The organism is Pseudomonadota bacterium (genome assembly GCA_008501635.1).
GTDB lineage: Bacteria > Pseudomonadota > Gammaproteobacteria > QQUJ01 > QQUJ01 > QQUJ01.
In genome coordinates this window covers 103376-121623 of the sequence record QQUJ01000023.1, presented here as the reverse complement: position 1 = coordinate 121623, position 18248 = coordinate 103376, and the positions used below count along the sequence as shown (strand labels likewise).

Genomic DNA, 18248 nt, shown 5'->3' with positions numbered 1-18248 from the left:
GCATCGTGTCCTGATGGGGGCGCGGCACACCGGATCAAGCGTGCGGCGGAATGGCTGGACAGATGACTTCCAGGACATCAAGCAACTCCAGGTTGACGGTGCGCGTCACCGGATCGACCACATCGTCGCTGAGTCCGGTGATCTCCCAGGCAGCATGATCGACGAGCGGCGCCGTCGAGGCCGGCGGCGTGCTGCTCTTCAGAATGGGCTCGATGGTATTGGCGATGGCATTGGCGATATGCAGGAGCGCGGTCTGTTGCGGAAACGCTTCACTTTTCATTGGCGTGTGGTGGTAGCGTACCGGTTCCCACAGGCTTTGCGGCAAATCCCACAATTTGAGCAGTTCCGCGCCCACTTCGGCGTGATCAAAACCAAGCACCTCGCGCTCGATACTGCACAGCGTTTTCTCCTGGTCGTCGCATTGCGCCAGGATGATGCTTGCTTCATTCGGTAGCTGGCTGTAGATCACCAGTTGCCCGACGTCGTGCAGCAGCCCCGTCAGAAAGATCGTTTCGCGTCCGGGCAGATTGCACTGCGCCGCAAGATTGCGTGATACCAGACCGGTGTAGACGCTGTGATGCCAGAACGAATCCATATCCACCAGATCAGTGGAAATCTTGTTAAAGACCACGTTCGCCGACGAAGCCATTACCAGCGAACGCAACTCTTCCAGGCCGATAATGGTAACCGCCTGTGAGACGGTATCGATGCGCGAACGAAAGCCGTACAAAGCGCTGTTGACAATCTTCAGCAAACGAGCAGTAAGTGCGGGGTCGAGTCGGATTACGCGTCCAACCTGGTTCGATGTGAAGTTGGGATCATTCAACATTTCATTGACGCGGTGGCAGACCTCCGGCAATGAAACCAGCTGTGCAACCCTTGCAACCAGTTCCTTGCTGTTCATGCGTACGCCTCTCCCCCTGAATGTAAATGCCTGAAATTGTGCCCGATTCTAACAAAGCGACTGGTATGGCGATACGGCAATCAGGGCCTTTTTAACGGGGCGGAAATGTCTCTTGCAGGGGACAGAACTGAATGGGTTTTGTCGCAGTGCCGCAATAAATAGCCCATAGAAAGCCTACAAATGAATGTCTATACTGCCTGAGGTTGTTTGCTTTGGGCGCCAAGTGATCGAAAAATCGGAGGGGCGGTCCCGAAGTGTGCAGCACAAAACTTGATTACGATAAGAGTTAGTAAGGGGTTATTGAGTATGAAAACAGGAACAGTGAAGTGGTTCAATGATGCAAAGGGGTTTGGATTCATTTCTCCGGAGGAGGGTGGTGAGGACGTGTTCGTTCATTTTTCGGCGATTCAGTCCGAGGGATTCCGTACGCTCAATGAGGGGCAGAAGGTGACGTTCGAGGTGGAGCGCGGCCCGAAGGGTTTGCAGGCTTCCGGTGTCAGTATCATCACGTAGTTCCGCACCAACCATAAGTGGTAACAAAAGCCCCGCCGCAACGGCGGGGTTTTTATTCGGGTAAGGTCTATGCTGTAGCGCCGGTTGGCGAAGTTTCGCCCTCTTGCTGTGATAACCACCGGATGGCCTCAAGCAGCGGTTGCGGTTTGGCAATGGCGTAGCCCTGCAAGCTGCACTCGATTGCGACCAAGTTCTTGGCAAGGCAGCAGGCGCATCGGCCTGGCTCATGATCTGCGATGTGTTGATCACTTCGGGCGTGATCGGAGCGACACCTGTGCCGGCGCCGATCTCGAACGGTTGTTCCGGCCACGTGAAGCGAAAATTCCCAATCAGATCACACAGGGCTCGTGCCACGTACACGCTTGCTGAGGAGAAAGATAACCTGCTGCAACAGCTTGCCGCCGGCGTCGTGGCCGCAGGTGTCTGTGATGGGGTTGAAGTTGTCGAGAGCGATGTAACGGAGCGCGTGATGGACGCCAAGCTCGCGTGCGGAGGTGACGGGTTCCTCGAGCCGCTGTTCGACTTCACGGCGGTTGCGCGGAGCGGTCAGCGGATCGTGCTGCGCAGGGCAGGCACGCAGATGAGGCGCGCCACGCACACGCCCGTTGGGATCGCGCATCGGTGGGGCGGAATCGTGGATGAGGATTCCCTCACCGTTGCGGCGGTTTGTCAGGCTCTCTGAACCTGGATGCGTTGCCTGACTTGCCGAGCAAGCGGTCAGTGCACAGCGCTAGGGTCTGTCCCTGTCGCGGCCATCTCGCGTATCGCGAGCCCTTGTTCCCGGCGTGCTACTGTTTTGATTCCAACGCCTCCCACTGCTGATACGCCAGTGCCAGTTCTTCTTCGATGACGCTCAAGCGCTGTTGCAGCAGCGTTACATTCGCACTCTGCTCGCGATAGAGTGCCGGATCGCCGAGCTGCTGGTGCAGCGACGCCTGCTCGGTTTCGAGGCTTTCGATTCTCCCGGGCAGCTGATCCAGTTGCCGTTGTTCTTTGTAGCTCAACTTGCGCGCAGCGGCGGTCGCGCTTTTGACGACGGGGGCGGAGTTTGCTGTGCGGGTGGAGCCGGTGGCTTGCGCTTTGCGTTGCCGCAACCAGTCTTCGTAACCGCCCACGTACTCGCGGAGTTCACCGTCTCCTTCGAAGACCATGGTACTGGTGACCACATTGTCGAGTAGCGCCCGGTCGTGACTGACCAGCAGTACGGTGCCGCCGAACTCCGTGAGACGCTCCTCCAACAGCTCGAGGGTCTCCACGTCGAGGTCGTTGGTGGGTTCGTCCAGCACCAATACATTGGCCGGTTGAGTGAAGAGCCGTGCGAGCAGCACACGGTTGCGTTCACCACCGGAAAGACTGCGCACGGCGCTGCGCGCCCGCTCCGGGGTGAAGAGGAAATCCTGCAGATAACTGATGATGTGGCGTGATTGGCCACCGAGGGTGATGCGCTCGCTGCCGTGCGCTACGTTGTCGATGACACTGCGTTCTTCTTCGAGTTGGGCGCGAAATTGATCGAAATAGGCGATCTCCAATCGGGTGCCGTGTTTCACGGTGCCGCCGGTGGGCTGCAGATCGCCCAACAGCACACGCAGCAGTGTGCTCTTGCCGCAACCGTTGGGACCGATGATGCCGATTTTGTCACCGCGCAGAATGGTGGTGGAGAAATTGCTGAATAGCGTGGTGCCGTCGTAGCGGAAGCTGATTCCTTCGGCCTCGATGACCGAGCGACCAGAGCGCTCCGCCTCGGCGATGTGCAGCCTGGCGTTCCCCACCAGGTTGCGGCGTTGGCCGCGCTCCTGGCGCATGCGCTCCAGGGCCCGTACCCGACCTTCGTTGCGTGTGCGCCGTGCTTTGATGCCCTGGCGGATCCAGACCTCTTCTGCCGCGAGTTTTTTGTCGAAGCGTGCCTGTTCAGCCTGTTTGGCTGCCAGGCGCTCCTCACGCCGGCGCAGGTAGTTGGCGTAGTCGCCAGGCCAGTCGGTCAGCCAGCCGCGATCGATTTCGACGATGCGGGTGGCGAGATGCTGAAGGAATACCCGGTCGTGGGTCACGAAGATCACCGTGCCGTTGAACTTGAGCAGTTCCTGTTCCAGCCACTCGATGGTCGTCAGGTCCAGGTGATTGGTCGGTTCGTCGAGCAGCAGCACATCAGGCTCGATCACCAGGGCGCGGGCCAGCAGCGTGCGTCGGCGTTGTCCGCCGGAGAGACTGTCGAACGGGGTATCGGGATCGAGTTTCAGGCGCGAGAGTGTTGCCTCGACCCGCTGGTTGAGCAACCAGCCGCCGGCAGCCTCCAGGGCGTGGTGGACGCGGTCGAGTTTGGCGAGCGCGGTTTCGTCGCCGCTCGCGAGTGCGTGACTGAGGTCGTGATGACGTTGGATCAGAGTGCCGATCTCGCCCAGTCCATCGGCCACGACGTCGAAGACGTTGCGCCCGGCGGCGCTGCGCGGCACCTCCTGCTCGAGACGTGCGATGCGTACGCTGGGGTCGGCGACGCGCTCGCCGCTGTCGGCGGCCAGTGCGCCTTCGATGATACGCAGCAAGGTGGTTTTGCCGGCACCATTGCGGCCTACCAGAGCGATGCGCTCGCCCTGTTCGACGTTGAGCGCGACCCGATCGAGGACGATCTGGTTACCGATGGTCAGGTCGATGTCGCGCAGGCGAATCAGGCTCATTTACGTTGGGTTCCCGGGGGTGCGGATTTCTGCAGCGTCTCGAACGCCCTGCGGATGGCGCGGAATCGGATTGAATCACCGCCGCGGTCCGGATGGTGGCGCTGGGCCAGACGGCGGTAGCGGCGCGTGATGGTGTCATGATCCACCGGATCCGCCAAGTCGAGCACCGCCAGCGCCGCTTGGCGGCGTTCGTTGGCGGCCAGTCGTTCCCAGAACCGGGTCAGCAGTCGCTCCACCTCGTCACGATCGGTCGTCTCCAGGTGAGCAAGGTCGTCGTAATAAGCGCGCAGCGGATCGTGGAGCGCGATACCGTTGCCGCCTTCGCGGTAGTCCGCGAGACGAATCTCCAGGGCATTCATCTCCAGAAGCGCGCTGCCCTCCTGGAGGTATTGATCGCGCAGTCGATAGAGCGCATGGCGTAGCAGGAAGTGGCTCTGAAACAGTACCACCGGGTCACTGAGCGGTCCCGCGGGAAAACCGGGAGTACGATCCTCGCGCAGCCGGCGGATCAGCTCGTATTCCCGCAGTCCCTGAGCGTTCGCAGTCAGCAGTTCCCGCAGTTTCGCCAGCAGTGGGGCTATTTCAGGTACCGGTATAACCCCGCGCTAGCGGTTATTCAACGAGCGTGGCGCTCTCGATCACCACCACCTCGGTCGGTACATCCTGATGGAAACCGCTGTTGCCGGTCGGGACGTTGGCGATGGCATCCACCGTCTCCATGCCGTCGACGACCTCACCGAATACCGCGTAGCCATAGCCCTGTGGCGTGGGATCACGGTGGTTGAGAAAGCCGTTGTCGACCAGGTTGATGAAAAACTGCGCGGTGGCGCTGTCCACCACCTGGGTGCGGGCCATGGCGAGGGTGCCGCGTTTGTTGGTCAGGCCGTTGTCGGCCTCGTTCTTGATCTGCTCGCGGGTCGCTTTCTGTTTCATGTCGGCGTCAAAGCCACCGCCCTGGATCATGAAACCCTTGATCACCCGGTGAAAGACCGTGCCGTCGAAGAAGCCATCCTGCACATACTGGATGAAGTTGGCTACGGTTTTCGGCGCCTTCTCGGCGTTGAGCTCTACAGTGATGTCACCGTGGTTGGTCTTCAGCACTACGCGGGGTTGTTGATCACTCATTGGGTTTCCTTGGTTGGAGGTTGGGGCCTGGTGACGCCTGACAAAAGGTCAGTCGCGGGTATCGTTGAGCAACAGGCGGGTGGTTTCGGTACCCAGGTTGGCCTCGTCGATGAACTCCAGTTTGTGGGCACCGATACCGATGACATCGCCGTGCTTGAGCCGTTCGCGGGTGATGCGCCGCCCATTGATCAGCGTGCCGTTGGTGCTGTTCTTGTCTTCCAGCCACACGTCGTTGAAACCCTCCAGGTAGGCGCTGGGTAGAATCTGCAGGCGCGCATGCAGGCTGCTCACGGTGGAGTCATCGAGCTGGATCGGATGTTTGGCGGCACGGCCGATGGTGATCTCTTTGCCTTCGAGGGGGTATTCGCGAACGACAACCCCGTTGACGATCTTGACCAGTTTGGGCATGGCGGCGATTGAATTCCTGCGGCAACTAAGGCCGTGCGGCGACGGCGGTCGGGGGATTATAGCAAGGCTAATCGGGAGAATCTGTGGATAGCGGCCGGCGGGACGAAATGCTGGGAAACCACCGCAGACGCCGAAATCTCACTCAGGCTTCGCTTCTCGGCCAATCGCCCTTCAACTGCATTGAATTATCTCAACGCAAAGACGCCAAGATTCAAAGTGCGTAAAGAAAACAGGGTCCTTGCGGTGCCATCCTCCAATTTCCCAATCTTGGCGAACTCTGCGCCTTGGCGTCTTCACGTTGAAACTATTTTACCAACCCCTGATTCCGCAGGGCTCTTTGTATCAGCCCGGACCACCTCGGTCAGATGCAGCGGCGCAGCGCCTCGGCCAGTGCGGCACCGCTCTGGTAGCGTTTCTTCGGATCCTTGTTCAGCGTACGGCTTACCAGGCGGCTCAAACCCGTGGAGAGTTCCGGGCGCAGGCGCGTTACGGCTTTGGGTTTTTCGTTGAGGATGCGATAGAGCACGTTGGTCACGGAGTCGCCCGTGAACGGCAGCTCGCCGGTCAGCAGCTGATAGAGAGTGGAGCCGAGCGAGAACAGATCCGAGCGCCCGTCCACTTTCTTGCCCGCCACCTGCTCGGGCGACATATAGGCCGGGCTGCCGAGAATCGAGCCCGATTTGGTCTTGCTTTCGTCGGTGAGGCGGGCGATGCCGAAATCGGTCACCTTCAAAACACCGGTGTCACGGTTGTAGATGATGTTGCCGGGTTTGATATCGCGATGGACCACATTGCGGCTATGGGCATAATCGAGCGCTTCCGCCACCTGGGCGATAACCTCCAGCGCCTCCTCGACCGGCAGCAGGTGGTCGGGATGGGTGTAGGCCTCGAGGCTGCTGCCCTCCACATAGTCCATGGCGATGTAGGCCAGATCGTGCTCCTCGCCGACATCGTAGACGGTGACCACGTTGGGATGATCGAGCCTGCCGGCAGCCTCGGCCTCGCGATGGAAGCGGCGTTGGATATCCTCGAGTTCATGACCCTCGAACTCCTCGGTGAAGGCGAGGCACTTGATGGCCACTTTGCGGCCGATCTTGGGATCGACGCCGCGGTAGACCACACCCATGGCGCCTCGTCCCAGTTCGCACTCGATGTGATAGCGGCCGATCACCGGGCGTTCGATGGTGGGGTCGTTGACCATCACCACCGTGGTGGCATTGCTGCCGCTGGTTCCCGTCAGCGATGCATGGTGGGTGACGGTGCGGAAACGTTGACGACGGCTCTCCACATCGCGGTAGGCCGGGTCAATCTCAGAAATCCGGTCATAGGAAGCGAGCGCCTTGCTGAACTGGCGCCGGCGCTCGAACTCAAGAGCGAGATGGTAGAACGGTTCGAGAGTCTCCCTTCCCGGCGGGCATTGGCAAAGGCGTTCGTAGGCGAGATCCAGCCTGCCCTGATTCATCAGGTTTTCGGCCAGAGTGCGCAGCGCATCACTGGTGCGTCGCTGCATCGCGGTAAGGCGGGAGGCGTGGCGCTGGTTGGAGAAGAGCGCGGCCTGACCGCCGAGCAGAAAGAGACTGGGGATCGTCACCGGCAGCCACTGTCCCTGCGTTACCAGAACCAGCACACCGGAGTTGAGCAGGACCAGGGTGCCGACGCCCCCGATCAGCAACCCGATACGCCCATGCCAGCGCGCCGGCAGCAGCACGAGATAAAGGAGTATTCCCAGCAACAGGCCGCGCTGGGAACCGTGGAACCAGGCCGGCACATCCAGCGCCGAACGGTTCAGCAACGCGGCCACGGTGTGCGCCTGCCACAGTACCGGCGCCAGCTGATAGCCGCCGGGTGCGGTCACCGGCGCCACCGATTCCGGCGCCACGGGGCCGAACAGCACCACCCGGTTACGCACCGAGCGCGAGGCATCGCTGCGGGTCCAGAGCGACATGATCGGGACCTCTTCAACCGCGCTTTGCCCGTTGCGCGCCTCGGCAGGCGGGGGGTAGGCCACCCAGTCGGTGGCGGTCGTTACCGGATTCCGCCCCAATTGCAGACGGCCGTTGGGGAGGAGCGTCAAATCGGCTTCGCGAAAGGCAAGACCGTTCATCGCCACCCGCAGGGCGAAGGAGGGGATCAATCGCTCGCCTTCGCGCCAGGCGAGGCGTGATCCGGTAGGCGTGCTGTCACTCATGGTTTCCAGATGTCCGATGCCGGCGGCCGCCTGGTTGAACTCGGGCAACGGCAGGCGATCGGGCGGCGCCTTGGCGCTGGGCGCCGCCATCAGGGGTGCGAGTGCGCCAGGAAGCCCTCCGGCACCGGCGGGTTTCAGCGGCCAACTGAGCGCCTCGTGCCGCTGGCCCGGAACCCCGCGATCCGCGCCCAGCACGACCGTTCCCGCGCGCTGCAGCGATTGCGCCAGGATGCGATCGGTATCGAGCCGGCGCAGCCAGTCACGTACCCGGTCGCGTGCGTCTTTGGGCAGGCCGACGGCTTGTTCCTGATATTCGGGCAGGCGGGCCGGTGTCTGCGGTTCGGCAAGCGGGAAGGCCAGGCCGATGGTGCGGGCACCCAGCTTGTGCAGCTGGTCGACCACCGAGGCGATGCGATCACGCGGCCAGGGCCAGGGGCCAAATCGTTGGATGGCCTCGCTGTCGACGGTGGCTACGGTGACTCGCTGGCTGACCGGGGCCACCGGTACCAATGACATGGCGAGACGCAACGCCCACTGCTCGATCTGCTGTACCGGCGCGGCATAGGTGGCCAGGACCACCACGAGGGTGGTCAGGCACAGCACGATCCGATAGCTGACGAGCAGACGGCGTAACACGGCGAATCAGTTGAGCCTGTGTTGAGATCCCGGTTCCGGGATCGCTTTGTTATGGAATCCCGATTGTCCTTGAATTCGCGGATCGGCTCAATGAAGGCGAGGATCGGCGGCGCGGCCGCCGATCCTCGCGTGGCGCTATTTGACGGTGAGCAGCTCGATTTCAAAGATCAGGGTCTCGTTCGGTCCAATGACATCGCCCGCGCCGCGTTCGGCATAGGCCAGCTCGGAGGGGATGAAGACCTGCCAGCGCGCGCCCTCTTTCATCAGTTGCAGGACCTCCTGCCAGCCGGGGATGACACCCCCCACCGGAAAGGAGGCGGGTTCGCCCCGGGTGAAGGAGCTGTCGAACTCGGTGCCGTTGATCAGGGTGCCGCGATAGTGCGCCACCACGGTATCGTCCTTGGTGGGTTGTTTACCGGCACCCGCCTTGATGACCTTGTACTGCAGTCCGCTGGGGGTCTGGGTGACGCCCTCTTTTTTGGCGTTTTCGGCCAGAAACTTCTTCCCGGTTTCCATCGCACTCACGGCTGCCGCGGCCTGTTTCTTATTCTGCTCCTCACGGACCACCTGCAACACCGCCTGGCGTTCCTCGGCGGTCAACCGCGAAGAGCGGCCGGCGTACACATCCTTCACCGCTTGGGCGAGGGCATCGGCGTCGAGATTGAGACCATCGCGCTTCAGACCCTGTCCGATCTGCAGGCCGATGGTGTAACCCAGTTTCTGCTGTTGGGTGGTCAGTTCGGTGACCTCGGCAGCCTGTGCGGGGGTGGCCGCCAGCAGCAGAAGGGCGGCGCCCAGCAGGGGATATCTCATGATGACTCCTTACGTTTTAATGGAAAGGTGTTCTTGGCATCTGCCATTGGCAAGGCCGCCATCTTCCCACAGGCGGAAAGCATGGGCCACCTCATTCGTTGGCGGCCGCCAGCGGTTTGCGGCCGGAGGACTCAATCTCTTCCAGGACCAGATCGCGTAGCGTGCGTTCCCCCAGAGAGCCGGCAATGGCCTGCTCGACTTCGCGGGTGACTGCCGCGACGCTGGAGTCGGCGACCATGGCCGTGCGCTCGGTGGCAATGCTCTCGCCACGCACGGCATTGTACAGTTCGATGAGCGTGATGTTCTCCAGCGATCGTGTCGGGGCCAATCCCGCGGGGCTGTGGGTTTCGTGCAGCAAGCCCTGCTGGCAGAGCGCGTGCGTAATGATACCGACGGCATCTTCCGTTGCCGCCAATCGGTGGGCCAGTTCGGCCTCATTCAGTGGCGGGCGTCCCTCATGGAAGGCGCGACCCACCAGCAGGCCGACCTGCAACGCCAGTGCTTCGCGCTCGCGATTGCTCAGGCGTAACACTTCGCGTGAGTGGCGCAGATGGTGCGGGTTCTGATGATAAAATGCGATGCTGGCACCGATCAGCAGGATCAGCCATCCCAGATAAAGCCAGATCATGAACAGGACGAGGCTGGCGAACGCGGAGTAAATGGCGGTGTATTTGGCCGAGTTGACGATAAATGCGGCGAAGGCCCAGCCTGTCGACTGCCAGAGGATGCCGGCGACGATGCCACCGATCAATGCCGATTTGAGCCGCACACGGGTGTTGGGCACGAAGATGTAGATCATGGTGAAGGCAGCGACGATGAGCATGTAGGGCACCAGACGCCCCACCGCATCGAAGAGCATACCCATCACCGGCAGTGCACGCAGGGCATCGACGACGCTGTTGCTCATGGCCGAGGCGGTAAGCCCCACCGCCGTGAAGACCAGCACCGGCCCGATCACCACGACGCTCAGATAGTCGCTGAAGCGCTGCGCGAAGCTGCGCGCATCGCTGACGCGCCAGGTGTAGTTGAATGCGCGCTCGATCTTTTGCAGCAGGGAAACCACGGTGTAGAAGAGCAGTATCAGGCCGACGCCGCCGAGCACGCCTGCCTTCACATTGCCAACAAATCCGATGACTTTCTCCGTAATCTCGATTCCCTTTTCGCCCATCGGTTCGAGTACATTGAGCATCAGCGACTCGATGCGGCTCTCGACGCCAAACCCTTTGAGCACTGAAAAACTGACCGCCAGCAGCGGGACCAGCGACAACAGGGTGGTATAGACCAGACTCATCGCACGCAGCGTCAGTTGTCCTTCGGCGATGTCGCGCACCACCACGTAGAGCGTGCGCGCCGCCTGAACCAGCCAGCGCCGCGGCGCTGGGATCGACGCCAGGCGATCGCGCCAGACAAGGTGCGTGAGTTGTTCTCTGAGTTGAACGATAGAGGGCATCGACGGTCTCCTTGTGGCAATGGTAGTGCCATCGGGCGGCGCTGCCCAGCGGTGGACGACTATTCCGGCGGCGGGACGGGAGAGGGATACTCAGAATGGGCAAGATCAAAACGGGCCGTTTTCGGCCAGCCTGGTGGTTGCGTGGACCCCATGCGCAGACACTGTGGGCCAGCAGTCTGCGGCGTACACCACGACCGCGATTGCAGCGCGAACGGCTGGGACTGCCCGATGGCGACTTCCTCGATCTGGATTGGGCGGTGGGCGGTGACGGTCCCGTGGTGCTGATTCTGCACGGCCTGGAGGGTTCGGTGAATTCGAACTACGCGTCGGGATTGCTGCGGGTACTTCAGGATGCGGGGTACACCGCGTTGGTAATGCACTTTCGCGGTTGCAGCGGCGAACCCAATCGGCTGCCGCGCGGCTACCATTCCGGGGAGACCAGCGACTTGATGCATCTGGTCGGCGTGATGCGCAAGCGCTACCCGGGGCGGGCTTTGGCCGTCGTGGGCTATTCACTGGGAGGTAATGTGCTGCTGAAGTGGTTGGGCGAGATGGGTGATCGCGCACCCGTGAATGCCGCCGTCGCGGTATCGGTACCGTTTCAGTTGGGACGTGTCGCCGATCGGCTGGGGCGCGGGTTCTCGCGTTTTTACCAGTGGGTTCTGTTGCGACGAATGCGCATCAACCTGAAACGAAAAATGGCGAACGTGCCATTGCCGATTGGGCCACTGCAGGTGGAGGCGTTAACCAGCTTCCGGCGTTTCGACGATGCGGTGACGGCACCGTTGCATGGATTTGCGGGCGTCGAGGATTATTACCGACGTTCCAGTTCGCGTCAGTTTCTGAAAACCATTTCCGTTCCCACACTGATTCTTCATGCCCTGGACGATCCGTTCATGACGCCCGATGTCGTGCCGTTGCGCGATGAACTCGGCGCAGGCGTGGAGCTTGAGGTGAGCGATTACGGGGGTCATGTGGGTTTTGTATCCGGCAATTCGCCGTGGCGTGCCATTTATTGGCTGGAGGAATGTATTCCCCGCTATCTGGATGACACGCTGCGCGCTGCGCGGCCCGACCGGTCGCTCGCACAGGAGAGCGTGGCGTGATGGAGCCGCTGACCATCGTGGTGCTGCTCGCTCTCGGTTTGGCGGGTCTTGTCGCGCTGGCCAGCGGAGTGGTGCGCGTTTTTCGACGTCGTTTGGTCACCGGCGGCGGCCTGACCACGCTGGGTGCCGCGTTAGCCGGCGCCGCTGCTCTCGGTCTGGGGTTGGCGAGCAACCTCTACACCTACAACCGCTTCACCCATGAACAGGCCGTGGTGGATCTCAATTTTGAACGGCTGGCCGATCAGCGTTATCGGGTTGCTGTCATCGATCCACAAAGCGGCGTGCAGCATTGGGAGGTTGGCGGCGACGAGTGGCAGCTGGATGTGCGTCTGTTGCGCTGGCAGGGCAAGGCTACGTTGCTGGGACTGGATCCGCTGTATCGATTGGAGCGGCTCAGCGGGCGCTACCGCGATCTGCAACGTGAACGGGAGGCGCCGCGCAGCGTCCATGCGTTGAACCCGTCAGCGGGTCTCGATCTGTGGCAATTGGCGAAGGGTTACGAAGAGTGGTTGCCGTTCGTCGATGCCGCTTACGGCAGTGCCACCTATCTGCCCATGGCCGACAAGGCGCAGTACACAGTCACCATCAATGCCAATGGTCTGGTCGCGCGGCCGGCCAATGAGGCGGCCAAAGAGGCATTGCGACGCTGGTAAGCGGATCGGCCTTCTAGAGCAGGCGTCCGGCGCTGACCAGGCGTTCACGCCAGAATCGATCATTGAGCGAGCCGCGGGTGACATGCTTGCCACTCGAGGGGGCATGTACAAACTCATTGCTGCCGGAATAGATCGCGACATGCCCCACTTTTTCGTTGAAATAGAAAAAGAGCAGATCCCCGGGGGTCAGTTCCGCCAGATCGATCGGTTGTGCGGTGCGATAGAGGTCGCGGGTTGTGCGAGGGACATGTACACCGGCGCTCCGGTAGGAGTAGTAGACCAGGCCACTGCAATCGAAGCCACGCGGCGAGGCACCGCCGTAGCGATAGGGCGCTCCCACCAGCCCGGCAGCGGTACGCACGACACGAACACCGGTGCGCTCGACGATCGCCGGTTGGGTGGCGGTTTGCTGAGGGGTCGTTGGCGGAGTCCAGCGGACGGCACTGGCACAACCTTCGAGTGCCATAAGAATGCCGAAGATCAACAGATAATGGAGTCGCGTTGCAAACATGAACCGGTCCCCGTTGCGGCTTGCGCGTTTCATCCCAACCCAACGCTGCGGCAGGATCTGTGATCGGCTTGGCAGTTCATGGCCAAGGAACCTCTGATCGAGTCGTGTTCAGCGATTCTGCCGTCCCGGAGCGGTGATTTCGGTGTTGAAAAGCGCTCCCTAAAGGTAACGTTTTTCCAGGAAATGCTTCAAGTGCGCGGGCCAGCGTCCGGTAAAACAGAGCCCGCCGTATTCCAATGTCGCTTGTTCGTTACCCAGTGTGACCAGTGTGGGATGTCGCGGTGCACGATAGGGAACGGCGTGCCTTCCATCGAGGAGTCGCGCGAGGTTTGCCACGACGGCGCGCCCCTGGTGCATGGCGTGGCTGGCCCTTTTCGTTTCCTGGTAACGATTGCCCGCGATTTCCGTCGCATCGCCGACCACGAAACAATGCGGGTGATCTGTTAATTGCAATGTTGGGGTAACCGTCAGGCTAGCTGCCGTTGTCCGCAATCCCTGCATCGCAAATCGTAAATCGGTGTGACTGCCGATGCAGCACAGCACGCGCCGTGCCGGTAGTTCACCCTGTGAGCTTATCACCCGGTCGTGGCCTATACGCGCTGCCCGCTGTCCGGTCAACACCTCGATACCGCTACGTGTGAGCTGGCGGAGCAGTGTCGCGCTAAGTCGTGGGTGACACCGGGGAGCGAGGCGGGATTCCTGTTCGATGAGTGTGACTGCGATGCGCTGAGGGGCCATATTGTGCTCCCCGCAGAGGCGGTCGCACAGCAACCGGATACCGATGGAAAACTCGATTCCGGTGAGGCCGCCCCCTACCACGACCAGCGATTGTCTCTCCGGTTTACAGGCCTGCAAACCGCAAAGTTCGCGAATCTCGTCTCGCAAGCGCAGCAGATGGCGCGTTGCTTTGGGGTAGTAGACGCAAAAGCCATCGTCCTGCTCGATGGGTATCGCCTTGCCGCCGGGCGCGAGAATCAGATAGTCGAATGACGACCGCTGCGTTTGCGTTTCGACCTGTTTGGACTCGAGGTCGATGCGTTCAATGCGTTGCGCCAGGAAACGGATGCAGTCGTGGTCGAGCAGTTCCCGGAGCGGCCAATTGAGATGCCGGTCGGGGATATCACCCATCAGCAGTCGCGGCAGTATCGGATAGTTGTAGAGCACCGGGGTTTTATTGAATACGGTGATATCGAGATCGGCTCGCCGTAGGCGGGCAAGTTCCTGTGCGGCTGCCAGTCCCCCAAAACCGCAGCCGACGATGATGATGCGTTTTTGACTCATGGGTTGGGAGTGTAATGGAGTTGGGGGTTGAGGTTTAGGGTTGGATTTGCGCGGCTGCGCCGCGTTGTATTGAATCGGGGAGTCCGCCCCCGAACTCGGACTACTTTTCTTTGCATGCCCAAAGAAAAGTAGCCAAAAGAAATGACACCCCACATCGCAGCCCGCCTTTGGCGGGTACCCTGCGCGCCTCCGCGACCAGCGGCGCTCGCGAACTCGCGATCCCTGCGGGATCACTCAGACATGCGCTCGCTCCGTCCCGCTGTTCGCTCCGGTGCTCGGCTGCGCTGAAGGGGAAAAAGGGTGTTTACCCTCCCGTCGGCAGCGCCGAGTAGCGGAGGGCTGTGAGGTCAAGGCCCGCAGGGGCGAAGCCAGGGAAGGCGAGCTTTCATCGTCAGCGCAAGGATGCGCTGTCGATGAAACCCCTCACAGACCGAGCAACGCAGGGAACCGATCAAAGATCGGCGCGGCCGTTGGGTGCCCTTTCTTTTCGCCTCTTTTCTTTGGGCATGCAAAGAAAAGAGGTCCGGCTGCGGAGACGGAATCCCCGCACCAAATAACCGCGGCGCAGCCGCACAGAAGAAATTGCTTCTCTTGTGTGAGTGAAACATATGTGTCCGTGAGCTGTATCGTCGCCAAGCTATCCTCTACTGCCCAAACACCTTGCGCAACAGTTCCGATGTCCGCGCCACTGGATTCTCCCGTATCCGCTGTTCCTCCAACGCCAATTCATGGAACAAACCATCCAAAGCGCGCTGCGTGACGTAGCCGTCGAGATCCACTTCTTCAGGTTTCATATAGCGGGTGACAAAATCCGCCTTGTCGATGACGCGCTTGTAGGTGCGTGTCACTCCCGCGGTTTCGGTGGCGGTTTTAACGATAGGCAACATGCGTTCGGTAAGTGGAGCCCGGGTGCGTGTCTGGAAATAGCTTGTGGCCGCATCGTTGGGACCCTTCAGGATAGCGGTCGCATCCTGCCAGCTCATGTCGCGTATAGCAGTGGTGAAAATGTCGAGACCGTCACTCACCGCGCGTTCGGCGGCATGGTTCATGGTTGCGATGAACTCGTCGGCGAGTTGATCCTGTTTGAGCGTGCGCAGAAGCTTTTCGACTTTCCCCAAGGATTCCGGCATGGGGATGCGGAGCTGGGGATGATCGAGGAAACCGTTGGCCTTACCCAAGCGTTCCGTCGCTCGTTTCGCAGCCACCAGCAACGCTTCACGCAGGCCCGCGGCGATTTCTTTTTCGCCAATCGCCGCGCTGTCCGGGGAACTGGCCGTTCCTTTCCCCGAGAGGCTCTGTTTGAGATCTTGCAGAAAGCCCTTCCAATCAGCGTGGGCACCAATGGGCATTGCGATCATAAGTGCCAGGAGCGGGAGTGCCATTAAAAAATGTCGAGCAGCCATGGGGGATCTCTCGGGAATAGGCCAGAACCGAAATAATAGCGTGAATTGCGCAGCGTATCTCTGCAGGGCTGCGCTATTGCGTGGGGACGCTCCTGATAGATGGGTTCGTGTATCATCGGCGTTCACTCTCACCGCTTTTACAAAAAGAGACGCGATCCGTGCCCCTACTCGATGCCGCTGAGCTTTATCGACGCTGCGATTCCGCGAAGTTCAAGTTTGACACCACGGCGGAACTCGCCGCGTTGGATGGCATTATTGGACAGGGGCGGGCATTGGCGGCACTGCAGTTCGGTATCGGGATGCGCTCTGAAGGTTACAACCTCTACGTTCTTGGGCCGCCTGGAACCGGAAAACAGACAGCGGTACGCCAGTACCTGGAACTGCAGGCGACCCATCAGCAGCGACCGCCGGATTGGTGCTATGTCAACAACTTCCAGAATCCCCGGCAACCGCGTGTTCTGACACTGCCCGCAGGCAGGGGGCATCGGTTCAAGACGGATATGGAGCAACTGCTGGAGGAACTCAAGTCGGTTATCCCGGCCGCCTTCGAGAGCGATGAATATCAGAAAGCCATCCGCTCTATGGATGAGGAACTCAAGCACCGTCAGGAGCAGGCTTTCGAGGAGTTGGGCAGCGAGGCGGCAACACACGGATTGGGATTGATTCGTATGCCCGCCGGGTTCCTTTTCGCGCCTTTACGAGATGGTGAGGTTCTGGCACCTGAAAAGGTGGCTGAACTGCCCGAGGAGGAGTTGAATCGCTTGCAGGCAGAGCGTGAAAAGCTTGAAGTGAAGCTGGAGAAACTGTTGCGTGAGATCCCGCGTTGGCGGCGTGAAACGCGGGAGAAGGTGCGTTTGTTGAACGAGCAAATCGCCCTGGAAGCGGTCGGCTGCCAGATGGCGGAGATTCACGAACATTATGTCGACCTGCCCGATGTGCAACGCTATCTGGATGATCTGCAGCGTGATGTGCTCGAGCATTTGAACGAGTTTCAGAAATCGGACGGTGAAGAGATAATCGCTTCCGGGTCATCGGCTACAGAGTGGGCTCGACGCTATACCGTAAATCTCATAGTGGACAATGGTGCGGTAGAACGGGGCGCACCCGTTGTTTTCGAAGACCACCCTACCTATCAAAATCTGGTGGGCCGTGTTGAACACATTGCCCAGATGGGAGCGCTGATCACCGATTTCACTTTGATTCGTGCGGGAGCCCTGCATCGTGCCAACGGCGGTTATCTGGTGCTCGACGCGCATAAGATACTGAGTCAACCGTTCGCATGGGCGGGATTGAAGCGCGCGTTACGGGCCAGTCAAGTGTGCATCGAGTCGCTTGGGCAGGCGCTGAGTCTGGTCGCGACGGCAGGTCTCGAACCGCAGCCCATTCCGCTCAATGTCAAAGTGGTGCTGATCGGCGAGCGCCTGCTCTATTACCTGCTGTGTGAGTATGATCCAGACTTCAATGAACTCTTCAAGGTAGCGGCGGATTTTGAAGACCGCATCGAGCGAAACGACGAGAGTGACCTCCTCTACGCACGTCTGATCAGCACCCTGGTACGCAAGGAGGGGTTGCGTCATTTTGATCGGCTTGCCGTGGGGCGCGTCATCGAGCAGGCGGCGCGCTTGGCGGCGGATGCCACCCAGCTCTCGACGCATATGCGCAGTATGGCGGATCTGATGCGTGAAGCGAATTACTGGGCCGGGCAGGCGAAGCAGGAAGTGGTTCGTATTGACGATGTGCGTCGTGCGATCAGCGAGCAGACCTATCGCGCCAACCGGGTTCCCGATCGGTTGATCGAAGCGATGCGTCGGAACCTGGTGTTGATCGACACCGATGGTGAAATGATTGGACAGATCAACGGCCTGTCAGTGCTCGAATTGGGAGCGCACAGATTCGGGCAACCGTCGCGAATCACTGCAACCGTGCGCCTTGGCGAAGGCGAGGTCATCGACATTGAACGCGAGGTGGAACTGGGTGGTGCACTGCACTCCAAGGGGGTGATGATTCTTTCAGCCTATCTCGCGTCACGTTATGCCAGTGAGAACCCGCTGTCGCTGTCGGCGACGGTCGTTTTCGAACAGAATTACGGGTATGTGGAGGGCGATAGTGCTTCCGTGGCGGAGCTGTGCGCGCTGCTTTCCGTATTGGCGCAGGCGCCGATCAGGCAATGCTTGGCGGTGACAGGGTCGGTGAACCAACACGGTGTGGTGCAGGCAATCGGCGGCGTCAACGAAAAGATCGAGGGTTTTTTCGATCTCTGTAAAGCGCGTGGCCTGACGGGGCGTCAAGGCGTGTTGGTACCGGAGTACAATGTCCAACACCTGATGTTGCGCGAGGATATCGTCGAAGCTGCGGCCGCCGGGCGGTTCCACGTCCACTCGGTTCGCAATGTCGATGAGGCGATTGAGATATTGACCGGCGTGGAAGCGGGAGTGCAGCGCGATGGTGAGTACTATCCGCAGGGCAGCATCAATGCGCGCGTTTCTGAACGACTGTATCAATTCGCTGAGATCCGTCGTTCGTTCAGCGAACACAGCAAGGAGGGCGCTGACGGATTGGACTCCACAGCTTGATGCAACCGAGGA

Annotated in this window: 16 protein-coding genes; 4 read left to right on the top strand and 12 right to left on the bottom strand. The window is 60.5% G+C overall.

Annotated elements, in window-relative coordinates; translation table 11 throughout:
* Positions 1–34: 34 nt before the first annotated feature.
* Positions 35–904, bottom strand: a complete 870-nt coding sequence (locus DWQ09_15040; protein KAA3626898.1) for an HDOD domain-containing protein — start codon at positions 902–904, stop codon at positions 35–37.
* A 306-nt stretch (positions 905–1210) separates the two neighbouring features.
* Here DWQ09_15040 and DWQ09_15035 point away from each other — a divergent pair, with 306 nt between their 5' ends.
* Complete coding sequence (locus DWQ09_15035) at positions 1211–1417, top strand: cold-shock protein (protein KAA3626897.1); 207 nt, start codon at positions 1211–1213, stop codon at positions 1415–1417.
* A gap of 334 nt (positions 1418–1751) precedes the next feature.
* Here the strand turns inward: DWQ09_15035 and DWQ09_15030 are convergent, their stop codons facing one another.
* The 8 genes from DWQ09_15030 to DWQ09_14995 all read right to left on the bottom strand — a co-directional run bounded on the left by DWQ09_15030 (position 1752) and on the right by DWQ09_14995 (position 10709).
* Positions 1752–2036, bottom strand: coding sequence for a diguanylate cyclase (locus DWQ09_15030; GenBank protein ID KAA3626896.1), 285 nt, complete (start codon positions 2034–2036; stop codon positions 1752–1754).
* 169 nt (positions 2037–2205) lie between these two features.
* Positions 2206–4089: an ATP-binding cassette domain-containing protein gene (locus DWQ09_15025; protein ID KAA3626895.1), complete on the bottom strand. Its 1884-nt coding sequence runs from the start codon at positions 4087–4089 to the stop codon at positions 2206–2208.
* Entirely contained in the window at positions 4086–4661 is a 576-nt protein-coding gene (locus tag DWQ09_15020; GenBank protein KAA3626894.1) for a molecular chaperone DnaJ, read from the bottom strand. Before DWQ09_15020 ends, DWQ09_15025 begins: the two co-directional genes overlap by 4 nt.
* Positions 4662–4701: 40 nt before the next feature.
* A complete protein-coding gene (locus DWQ09_15015) occupies positions 4702–5214 on the bottom strand; it encodes a peptidyl-prolyl cis-trans isomerase (GenBank protein KAA3626893.1) in 513 nt (170 codons plus the stop codon).
* Between the two features lie 48 nt (positions 5215–5262).
* Complete coding sequence (locus DWQ09_15010; GenBank protein ID KAA3626892.1) at positions 5263–5622, bottom strand: FHA domain-containing protein; 360 nt, start codon at positions 5620–5622, stop codon at positions 5263–5265.
* A gap of 361 nt (positions 5623–5983) precedes the next feature.
* Entirely contained in the window at positions 5984–8446 is a 2463-nt protein-coding gene (locus tag DWQ09_15005; protein ID KAA3626891.1) for a CHASE2 domain-containing protein, read from the bottom strand.
* Between the two features lie 135 nt (positions 8447–8581).
* Positions 8582–9259 (bottom strand): FKBP-type peptidyl-prolyl cis-trans isomerase, encoded by a 678-nt coding sequence (locus tag DWQ09_15000; protein KAA3626890.1) that lies wholly within the window; start codon positions 9257–9259, stop codon positions 8582–8584.
* A gap of 91 nt (positions 9260–9350) precedes the next feature.
* On the bottom strand, positions 9351–10709 hold the full coding sequence (locus DWQ09_14995; GenBank protein KAA3626889.1) for a YihY/virulence factor BrkB family protein: 1359 nt from the start codon (positions 10707–10709) through the stop codon (positions 9351–9353).
* 95 nt (positions 10710–10804) lie between these two features.
* Here DWQ09_14995 and DWQ09_14990 point away from each other — a divergent pair, with 95 nt between their 5' ends.
* Both DWQ09_14990 and DWQ09_14985 read left to right on the top strand, forming a co-directional pair.
* Positions 10805–11815, top strand: coding sequence for a hydrolase (locus tag DWQ09_14990; protein ID KAA3626888.1), 1011 nt, complete (start codon positions 10805–10807; stop codon positions 11813–11815).
* On the top strand, positions 11815–12468 hold the full coding sequence (locus DWQ09_14985; protein ID KAA3626887.1) for a cation/multidrug efflux pump: 654 nt from the start codon (positions 11815–11817) through the stop codon (positions 12466–12468). Before DWQ09_14990 ends, DWQ09_14985 begins: the two co-directional genes overlap by 1 nt.
* Positions 12469–12481: 13 nt before the next feature.
* On the opposite strand, the gene DWQ09_14980 is transcribed toward DWQ09_14985, so the two are convergent.
* The 3 genes from DWQ09_14980 to DWQ09_14970 form a co-directional block, all read right to left on the bottom strand.
* On the bottom strand, positions 12482–13012 hold the full coding sequence (locus DWQ09_14980; GenBank protein ID KAA3626886.1) for an NlpC/P60 family protein: 531 nt from the start codon (positions 13010–13012) through the stop codon (positions 12482–12484).
* Between the two features lie 126 nt (positions 13013–13138).
* Positions 13139–14260 carry a hypothetical protein gene (locus DWQ09_14975; protein ID KAA3626885.1) on the bottom strand — a complete coding sequence of 374 codons (1122 nt, stop codon included), beginning with the start codon at positions 14258–14260 and terminating at the stop codon, positions 13139–13141.
* A gap of 644 nt (positions 14261–14904) precedes the next feature.
* Positions 14905–15663: a DUF4197 domain-containing protein gene (locus tag DWQ09_14970; protein ID KAA3626884.1), complete on the bottom strand. Its 759-nt coding sequence runs from the start codon at positions 15661–15663 to the stop codon at positions 14905–14907.
* Between the two features lie 158 nt (positions 15664–15821).
* Here DWQ09_14970 and DWQ09_14965 point away from each other — a divergent pair, with 158 nt between their 5' ends.
* Positions 15822–18236, top strand: coding sequence for an ATP-binding protein (locus DWQ09_14965; GenBank protein ID KAA3626883.1), 2415 nt, complete (start codon positions 15822–15824; stop codon positions 18234–18236).
* Positions 18237–18248 lie beyond the last annotated feature (12 nt).

Bases quoted from the DNA above. Each gene is read 5' to 3' on its own strand.
- DWQ09_15040 (KAA3626898.1), bottom strand. From the start codon at position 904: ATGAACAGCAAGGAACTGGTTGCAAGGGTTGCACAGCTGGTTTCATTG.
- DWQ09_15035 (KAA3626897.1), top strand. From the start codon at position 1,211: ATGAAAACAGGAACAGTGAAGTGGTTCAATGATGCAAAGGGGTTTGGA.
- DWQ09_15030 (KAA3626896.1), bottom strand. From the start codon at position 2,036: ATGCGCGATCCCAACGGGCGTGTGCGTGGCGCGCCTCATCTGCGTGCC.
- DWQ09_15025 (KAA3626895.1), bottom strand. From the start codon at position 4,089: ATGAGCCTGATTCGCCTGCGCGACATCGACCTGACCATCGGTAACCAG.
- DWQ09_15015 (KAA3626893.1), bottom strand. From the start codon at position 5,214: ATGAGTGATCAACAACCCCGCGTAGTGCTGAAGACCAACCACGGTGAC.
- DWQ09_15010 (KAA3626892.1), bottom strand. From the start codon at position 5,622: ATGCCCAAACTGGTCAAGATCGTCAACGGGGTTGTCGTTCGCGAATAC.
- DWQ09_15000 (KAA3626890.1), bottom strand. From the start codon at position 9,259: ATGAGATATCCCCTGCTGGGCGCCGCCCTTCTGCTGCTGGCGGCCACC.
- DWQ09_14995 (KAA3626889.1), bottom strand. From the start codon at position 10,709: ATGCCCTCTATCGTTCAACTCAGAGAACAACTCACGCACCTTGTCTGG.
- DWQ09_14990 (KAA3626888.1), top strand. From the start codon at position 10,805: ATGGGCAAGATCAAAACGGGCCGTTTTCGGCCAGCCTGGTGGTTGCGT.
- DWQ09_14985 (KAA3626887.1), top strand. From the start codon at position 11,815: ATGGAGCCGCTGACCATCGTGGTGCTGCTCGCTCTCGGTTTGGCGGGT.
- DWQ09_14980 (KAA3626886.1), bottom strand. From the start codon at position 13,012: ATGAAACGCGCAAGCCGCAACGGGGACCGGTTCATGTTTGCAACGCGA.
- DWQ09_14975 (KAA3626885.1), bottom strand. From the start codon at position 14,260: ATGAGTCAAAAACGCATCATCATCGTCGGCTGCGGTTTTGGGGGACTG.
- DWQ09_14970 (KAA3626884.1), bottom strand. From the start codon at position 15,663: ATGGCTGCTCGACATTTTTTAATGGCACTCCCGCTCCTGGCACTTATG.